This is a genomic window from Roseivivax lentus (assembly GCF_900156805.1).
Classification (GTDB): Bacteria; Pseudomonadota; Alphaproteobacteria; order Rhodobacterales; family Rhodobacteraceae; genus Roseivivax; species Roseivivax lentus.
In genome coordinates this window covers 1-8059 of record NZ_FTOQ01000031.1, presented here as the reverse complement: position 1 = coordinate 8059, position 8059 = coordinate 1, and the positions used below count along the sequence as shown (strand labels likewise).

Sequence of the window (8059 nt, the reverse complement as noted above, 5' to 3'; positions counted from 1 at the left end):
ACCAGCATTGACCCCATCATGAACCAGCAAACATAACGAAAGGGCGGGTCAGTTCTCGGTGACAATGCCGGGTCAGTTCTCGGTGACATCCAACACGCATCCATGCCAAACTGCCCGCAAAAGTGCATGATTTGGTGCCCCGCCTCCCTGCGCCCCAGCCGCGGGAAGAGCACCCCTACGAGCATCTCGACAGGATCGCCCGGGCGCTCCTCGCGCGCAATACCGCCGGGCTGTCGCCCTTCTCTATATTCCAAGCCTGGAACGATTGGGCCCTGCATATGAGCCGGGCCCCGGGGCGGCAGATCGAACTGGCCGAAAGGGCGGTCAAGAACACCATACGCGTGATCTCGCACATCTCAGGGATCGGAGAGGACGCGGACGCGGCCCCGCCCTTTCAGCCGAAGCCTTACGCCTCGCGGTTCGCCCATTCAGGCTGGGCAAAGATGCCCTTCTTGTTCTGGCAGCAATCATTCCTGGCCACGCAGGATTGGTGGGATCATGCCACGGACGAGCTGCGCGGCCTGTCCGCGGCCGACAGCGAGCGCGTCCGGTTCATGGTGCGGCAGGCGCTCGACGTCGTCTCGCCATCGAATATGCCCCTCACCAATCCCGAGATCATCGAACAGACCATCGAGTGCCGTGGCAGGAATATCGCCGAAGGCGTTCAGCATCTGCTCAACGACATGACGCATACGCTGACCCAGACTCGGACAGAGCCGCCCGAAGGGTTTCGCATCGGCGAGGACCTCGCATGCACCCCGGGCGAGGTCGTCTTTCGCAACGAGATATTCGAACTGATCCAATACGCGCCGACGACCGGAACCGTGCATGCGGAACCCGTTCTGATCGTGCCCGCCTGGATCATGAAATACTACATCCTCGATCTTTCGCCGAAAAACTCGATGATCCGTTACCTGGTCGAACAGGGCTTCACGGTCTTTGCGATCTCCTGGTGCAACCCGACCCGCAAACAGGCCGATCTGTCGCTTGAGGATTACCGCAAGGACGGCGTGATGGCCGCGCTGGACGCCGTCGGCAAGATCGTCCCGGACCGGAAGATCCACGCTATGGGCTATTGCCTCGGTGGCACGATCATGGCCATCGCGGCGGCGACCATGGCGCGGGATGGCGACGACCGGCTGGCGACCGTGACCTTTCTGGCGGCGCAGACCGATTTTTCCGAGGCGGGCGAGCTGTTGTTGTTTCTCGACGAAAGCCAGGTCGCCTTCCTTGAGGACATGATGTGGGCCCAGGGCTATCTCGATCGTCCGCAGATGAGCCGGACCTTCGCCTCCATCCGTGCAGAAGACCTGATCTATGCCCGCGCCGTGAAGCGCTATTTCCTCGGCCGGGATGACCTGCCCTCGGACCTTACGGTCTGGAACAACGACACGACCCGCATGCCCGCCAGGATGCATTCGGAATATCTCAGGGGGCTGTTTCTTGAGAACCGCCTGACCGCCGGGCGCTTCGCGGTCGAGGGTCGCGTGATCGCGCTCAAGGATATCGACGTGCCGCTTTTCGTGGTGGGAACGGAGACCGATCACATCGCGCCCTGGCGCTCGGTTTACAAAATCCGCCTGTTCACCGATTGCGACCTGACCTTCGTGCTTACCAATTCCGGCCATAACGGCGGTATCCTGAGCGAACCGGGCCACCCACGCCGTCATTTCCGCATCGGGCATCGCCCGGCCGGAGCGCGATATGTCGATCCGGATACCTGGCTTGCGGCGCATGACCCGCGCGAGGGGTCGTGGTGGACCGACTGGGTGCGCTGGTTGGCCGACGCGTCGAGCGCACGAACCGAACCGCCTGCCATGGGGTCCGCCGGCGCGGGCCTGCCGCCGATCATGCCGGCGCCGGGCCAGTATGTGTATCAAGCGTAAGGACGACGGCACAGGTTCGCGCAAGGAGCCTGCAGCTCAGAGCTCCGGCTTGTAGTGACCGACCTTCATACGCAGGCGCTCGGCCGCCCGCAGGCGAAGGGCGTCGGCGAGATTGCCGAAGGTCATCGGCACCACCACGACCAGGCCGTGCCCCAGCCCGTAGCCCGGGTTCCGCTTCTTGAAGAACGCGACATCCGGTCGGTCATCGCGCGCATTGAGCCTGGTTTCCTGCGGCGTCTCGATCGTCACCCAGCCGACATCTCGGATGAACGGATCCGAAGGCGTCACCGGCGGGTCGGAGAAACTCTCGATGAGTTCGCGCGCGACCTCCTGCATTTCCGCCGGGTTGGCCGCATCCGGCCGCGGGAACAGCCGCGGGAAATATTTGCAGAACAGGTGATAGCTGGACGCGTGCACCAGGGTGCCGAGGTAATAGACCGGCGTGAACGGGTGCCGGAGTTTTTCGACCGCAGCGCGGATCATCCCGAACCCGTAGGTCACTCCGCGCCCACGATATTCCGGCAAGAGCCCCGCCTCGGCGCGCAGCACGATGGCATCCCTGCCGCGCACTCGGCGCCGGTATCGATGGATCCCGCAATAGCCCAGTATCTGCCCCTCGGGTGTCTCGTATATCTGTATCCGCGTCGTCTCTGCCGGGGGCGTTATGACATGCTCGCGGAATTCCTGTGCGGTGAGGCCCGCGAAGACTTGCGCGTGCACATGATAAAGACGTCTGGCAAAGGCGTCGCGTTCGTCCTCGGACAAGGCGGCGGGCACCACCACGCGATGGCGGAGCCGCATGGTTTCAAGTGCGGCGGGCGGGACCGGTTCCGCACGCCCCTCGCCCTCCGTCGCAGACGCAACGGGCTGGGCGGCCTCGGTAACCCCCGCGGACCGGTGTCTCAAGGGATCACACAGTCAGAGGCATCGCGCGTCTGAAGGGCATCCCCCGGCGCGCCTTTCCCGCCCGATATCGGAGAGGTTGCCGGATCGTCACAGCCCGGACGCAGAGACGCGGGTACCGGACGCTTCGCGAAAGACGTGGAACGGCGGGAACGAGCATGAGGGTCGGACATATTTGCCCCTATTGAAAACGACGCATCCGGAGAATGTTAGCCGACGCCCGCCGGGCCGTTATTGATATGGCTCTATTCCCGCGACGATTTCGCCCGCGAGGCCCGATCCGGTGCGGGGTCTTTCTGCCTCACATGATCCGGCCTGGAACTCCTGCAGTGCCGCCCTTCTATCCATGGGTTCCATGCTTATCCGTGCGCGCCCTGATGGCTCCGTTGAGCCAAAATCCTCCGTTGCTCGAGAACTCCAGACCCGTCAGGGCCGCGCTGTTGTCGAACAGAGAGCCGGGCAGCCATCATGAGGAAACGGCTTGAAAAGGACGGCGGTTCAGTCACTGCCATCGGCTCACAGAGATCGCAAGAAAGTTGACAAGTTCCCCAACGTAAAGCGATCCTGATGGTCTGCGGCGAGACGGCACTTTCAGAATGCGACGCCGCCTTACGTCAAATTGGGAGGAACAAATGATTAGTCGGAAAATTCTTTCCGGGCTTCTGCTTGGAACAATGCTGTCCAGCCCGGTGCTGGCTCAGGACAACATGGAAAAACTGAGCAACATGCAGAAGACGGACGCGACCTTCACCTACATTGATCAGGAAGGTGAGCGGGCCGATTCACTTACCGCGATCCTTGAGCACATCAACGTGCCCGACGGGTTCGAGGTCAGCCTCTATGCGGTCGTGCCCGATGCGCGTTCGATGGCGATGGCGCCGCAGGGCACCGTGCTGTTCGCAGGGACCCGCAAGGACAAGGTCTGGTCGATCGTCGACCGTGACCGCAACCGGGTGGCCGACGAGGTGAAGGACTTCGCACCCTCCGTCACCTTCGACATCCCGAACGGGCCTTGCTTCTCGCCGGACGGGTTCCTGTATATCGCGGAGCGGAACCGCATTCTGGTCTTCCCGGCGGCGGAATTCTTCTTTGAAAGCCCGGATATCGCCGTGGGCACCGTGGTCGCGCAGGGAGAGCTGATCCCGCCCGAAGAGGAAAGCTTCAACCACTCCGCGCGGGTCTGCGATATCGGGCCGGACGGCAAGCTTTACGTCTCGCTCGGGCAACCGCACAACGTTCAGCCGGTCGAGAAGATCGACATGTATGACGAATGGGGCATCGGCGGCATCATCCGCATCAACACCGATGGCACCGGACGCGAGGTCTATACCCGCGGCGTGCGGAACTCGGTCGGTCAGGACTTCAATCCCGCGACGGGCGAGCTGTGGTGGACCGACAACCAGGTCGACGGCATGGGCGACGACATTCCTCCGGGCGAGTTGAACCGTCAGACCGCGGCGGGCCAGCATTTCGGCTTCCCGTGGACCAATTCGCGGGTCGAGATCGTCTCGGAAAGCGATCATCCGCGTCCCGAAGGCGTCGAGTTCGTCGAACCGCAGCTCGAATTGACGGCACATGCGGCCGATCTCGGCATGCGCTTTTACCATGACGACAGCTTCCCCGAGGAATATCACGGCGGCATCTTCTGGGCGCAGCATGGCTCCTGGAACCGCACGACGCCGGTCGGCGCGCGCGTGATGTTCACCGCCCTCGACCCCGAAACCGGAGACGCGGTCGGGGCGCAGGTCTTCGCCGATGGCTGGCTGAACGAGGAGACCGGCGAGTATCGCGGCCGTCCGATGGACATCGAATTCCTGCCCGACGGCTCGATGCTGATCTCCGACGACTTCGCCGGTGCGATCTGGCGGATCGCCTACAACCCCACCGCCTCGGAATGAGGTTCGCGCTATTAACTGTTCTCGGCGGGCTCATGCTCGCCGGGGGCTCTTCCGCCGCGGCCGACGATCCCGCGGCCGGGCGCCAGATCGCCAATATGTGCCGGACCTGTCACGGCATCGATGGCTATGCGCAGATCCCGATCGCGCCGCATATCGGAGGCGAACCCAAAGCATACCTCGAAGCCCAGCTCATGGCGTTCAAGACCGGCGCGCGCGAGCATGAAATGATGTCCGTCGTGACCGCAGGCCTATCCGCCCAGCAGATTTCCGACGTTGCGGCCTGGTATGCCTCGCATGAAGCGGTCGCGACCCTCGCCGAGGGTGTCAGCGAGAGCGATGCCCCGCAAGCCTGCGTGTCATGCCACGGGGCAGATGGTATTTCGCTGCTTCTCGACGCACCCAACCTCGCCGGAGAGACGAACATCTATATCGACACGCAGCTCAAGGCGTTTCGCAGCGGCAATCGGAAGCACGAGATCATGTCCGAAATCGCGGCACCGCTGGACGATGCGGAGATCCGCGCGGTTGCCGATTGGTATGCGAACGTCACCCTTGAGATTACGCCCGTCGAGTAGCCCGAACGCGTGTGTGGGTCGGTCCAGCACATGCCGAGGGTCGCCCCGCTTGACGGACCGCTCCTGTCCGGACCTTCCGCGGATCGATCCCGGCCGACACATCCGCGCGCTTCTGATTGTAACGCCTGGTCGTCATGGCCCCGTTCGCGGCATTCCTGCGTGAAACGGACCTCTGAAGTTCTTTCCGGGCATTTCCTTGAACGTCGCAACATGAAGCATCCGCTCGGCCAACAGGCGCTTCAACTTGGCATTCTCAGAGTCCAGCATCTTCAAGCGCCGCGCGTCAGACGCTTCCATCCCGCCATAATTGGAGTGCCATCTGTATAAGGTCGCATCGCTGATCCCATGCTTGCGACACAAATCCTTCGCGCCAAGCCCTGCCCGGCGCTCCTGCAGAATGCCGATGACTTGTTCTTCGCCGAAACGGCTTCTCTTCGTCGTCTGTCTCCTCGGTTGGAGAACAGGCTGAACTCAAATCGAGGACATTTCATCGGAGCAGGTCACGTGACCTCTTCCTGCAAAAAGCGAGCATTTGTGGCATGCTGGACAGATGCGCGCGTGCCATGTGCCAGATTCGTTCCATTATCGGGCAACTTTCGGAAGCTGGAGGACGCGCGAAAAACGTCGGCGGTTGAGCGGACAACCCAACGCTCAGACCAAGTTGGCTTGAAACAGAGAGGAATATTGAAATGAATTCATTACATCTGCGGCTGGCAAGCTGCTGCTTGGCCGCTTTGGCAGGACCGGTAATGGCCGATACCACCGATGTGACGTGGAAGACCGAGGTCGTGGTCGCCAAGGAAGGCGCTTTCTGTTCCGACGATCCGAACTGCTTCAATCGATATCATCCGGACATACAAGCGGTTGCGACCGCATCGCCGGGCGATTTCATCGTCTTCGAGACACGCGATGCGCTGGACAGCGACCTGACCCTGGATTCCAATGCCGATGATGTCGCGGCATTGGATTTGTCCGGCGTGCACCCGATGACGGGTCCGGTCGCGATCGAAGGCGCGGAACGCGGCGATGTCCTTGCTGTGACGGTTGTCGACATCGCGCCGGACGAGTTCGGCTATACCGTTATCGTCCCGGGTTTCGGCTTCCTCCGGGACGAGTTCACGGAGCCCTTCTTCGTCGGCTGGAAGCAGACGCGCACACATGCCGTGTCCGATGCAATGCCGGGTATCGCGATCCCTTACGAAGCGTTCACCGGCTCCATCGGTACCATGCCAGGTGAGCCGGAGGTTGAGGCGTGGCTTGCGCGTGAAACCGAGCTTGCCTCGGCAGGCGGTATTGCCTTGCCGCCCGAGCCGACCGGCGCACACCCGGCCGCGATCTGTGGAGCAGGTGGCTCACAGGAAACGCGCTGCCTCCGCACCATTCCGCCGCGTGAGAATGGCGGCAACATGGATGTGCAGCAAATGCAGGTGGGAACAACCATCCTCATCCCGTGCTTTGTCGACGGCTGCAACCTCTTCATCGGTGATGTGCATTACGCACAAGGAGACGGCGAGGTGTCTGGCACCGCGATCGAAACAGGCGCTGTGGTCACAGTGACGACTGAGATCCGCAAGGGTCAGGGCGAATTCATTACCAGCCCCCAAGTCGAAGGCGGACAGCAAATCAAGGACATCGAACCGTCCGCGTTTCACCAGACAATCGGCTATCCTCTGAAGGATGTCGGGTCAGTCCCGACCTATCATACCTATCTCGAAAGCGAGGTCATCGAGGATCTGCCACAGCTGTCCGAGGACCTGACCTTGGCCGCACGCAACGCGCTGACGCAGATGATCGACCACATCACGCGGACCTACGGACTGACCCGGGAGCAAGCTTATGTACTGGCGTCCGTCGCTGTGGACCTGCGTGTGGGACAAGTCGTCGATGTTCCGAACTACATTATCACGGCGGTCTTGAACAAAGACGTGTTCGTCGATGAATAGGCGCGGATTCCTGGCCATGGCGGGTGCAGCATTTGCAGCACCCGCCTATGCACATACGCCCTATGGCCAATGGGTGGTTTACCGGCAGAAACACCTTTTGATCGGCTCGCATCGGGGTGACTTCCGGACCTATGAGCTTGCCAAAGACGTAGTTGCCGCCTTGTCGAAAGAGTTGCCTGAGGCTCAGGCCCGTGTGGCGCGCGGTCCGAGGCCGCAGCGGATCGCGTCCCTGATGGGCACAGGCCAATTGTTCCTGGCAGTCCTTTCGGCGGACGAGGCTGCAAGGATGGAACGGGCCGAGGCGCCTTTCGAGGGGAATCGTCCGATACCCGTTCATGCGCTGGCAGCGCTCGATAGCGCCTACTTGCTTTTCGCGGCACCGGAGTTTCCGGAAGAGCATGGACGTTTGGTCACAGAGGCCGTGGACCATGCCGGGCTCGGAACAAGGCCGACATGGCAGAACCTGCATGCTGGTGCCGTGGCCTACTGGAGTTGATCACGTCTTGCGCAACCGCGGCGCCGACGTGTTCACCCGGTGATGCGATTGCGGGCGTTCATCTGCGCTGATCCCAGTCCTTGGGTCATTTCGATATCTTGGATGCCCTTCTCGGCCACTTCCTCTCGCGATCCGCAAGCACAAGCCTTGAACCGCGCCGGGTTTGCCGGAGGCTGATTGATCCTAGGGTCAGGATTCATTGATGCTCGACGCGCTGCGTCATTGATGGCTCGGAAAACGCAGTGGTGATATCGAGGACCTTTTCTTGCCGACCGGCGATCAGACGGCCAAGCTTGCCCCTGTCTTCTCAAAGTCGCACGGCAAGCCGCGGACCGATGACAGACGGGGGTGGAGCAGG

6 protein-coding genes and 1 pseudogene are annotated in these 8059 nt (G+C 61.9%); 5 read left to right on the top strand and 2 right to left on the bottom strand.

The window, feature by feature from the left end; all coding sequences use genetic code 11:
* Positions 1-134 precede the first annotated feature (134 nt).
* Positions 135-1886 carry a PHA/PHB synthase family protein gene (locus tag BW990_RS20735; protein WP_234990332.1) on the top strand — a complete coding sequence of 584 codons (1752 nt, stop codon included), beginning with the start codon at positions 135-137 and terminating at the stop codon, positions 1884-1886.
* Between the two features lie 36 nt (positions 1887-1922).
* Here the strand turns inward: BW990_RS20735 and BW990_RS20730 are convergent, their stop codons facing one another.
* Positions 1923-2669: a hypothetical protein gene (locus BW990_RS20730; protein ID WP_234990331.1), complete on the bottom strand. Its 747-nt coding sequence runs from the start codon at positions 2667-2669 to the stop codon at positions 1923-1925.
* A gap of 752 nt (positions 2670-3421) precedes the next feature.
* On the opposite strand from BW990_RS20730, the gene BW990_RS20725 reads away from it, so the two are divergent.
* Together BW990_RS20725 and BW990_RS20720 are read left to right on the top strand one after the other, a co-directional pair.
* Positions 3422-4687, top strand: a complete 1266-nt coding sequence (locus tag BW990_RS20725) for a PQQ-dependent sugar dehydrogenase (RefSeq protein WP_076451381.1) — start codon at positions 3422-3424, stop codon at positions 4685-4687.
* Positions 4684-5262, top strand: a complete 579-nt coding sequence (locus BW990_RS20720; protein ID WP_076451379.1) for a c-type cytochrome — start codon at positions 4684-4686, stop codon at positions 5260-5262. Before BW990_RS20725 ends, BW990_RS20720 begins: the two co-directional genes overlap by 4 nt.
* Positions 5263-5308: 46 nt before the next feature.
* Here BW990_RS20720 and BW990_RS20715 read toward each other — a convergent pair.
* A pseudogene (locus BW990_RS20715) lies at positions 5309-5667 on the bottom strand (transposase); the annotation flags it as partial.
* A gap of 344 nt (positions 5668-6011) precedes the next feature.
* On the opposite strand from BW990_RS20715, the gene BW990_RS20710 reads away from it, so the two are divergent.
* Both BW990_RS20710 and BW990_RS20705 read left to right on the top strand, forming a co-directional pair.
* Positions 6012-7205, top strand: coding sequence for an acetamidase/formamidase family protein (locus BW990_RS20710; RefSeq protein WP_076451375.1), 1194 nt, complete (start codon positions 6012-6014; stop codon positions 7203-7205).
* Between the two features lie 16 nt (positions 7206-7221).
* The gene (locus tag BW990_RS20705; protein ID WP_143526317.1) at positions 7222-7701 is read left to right on the top strand and encodes a hypothetical protein; all 480 of its coding nucleotides are present in this window, start codon (positions 7222-7224) and stop codon (positions 7699-7701) included.
* Positions 7702-8059 lie beyond the last annotated feature (358 nt).

Excerpts from the sequence above, each read along its gene's own strand:
- BW990_RS20705 (WP_143526317.1), top strand. The coding sequence starts at position 7,222 with ATGGCGGGTGCAGCATTTGCAGCACCCGCCTATGCACATACGCCCTAT.
- BW990_RS20710 (WP_076451375.1), top strand. The coding sequence starts at position 6,012 with ATGGCCGATACCACCGATGTGACGTGGAAGACCGAGGTCGTGGTCGCC.
- BW990_RS20725 (WP_076451381.1), top strand. The coding sequence starts at position 3,422 with ATGATTAGTCGGAAAATTCTTTCCGGGCTTCTGCTTGGAACAATGCTG.
- BW990_RS20720 (WP_076451379.1), top strand. The coding sequence starts at position 4,684 with ATGAGGTTCGCGCTATTAACTGTTCTCGGCGGGCTCATGCTCGCCGGG.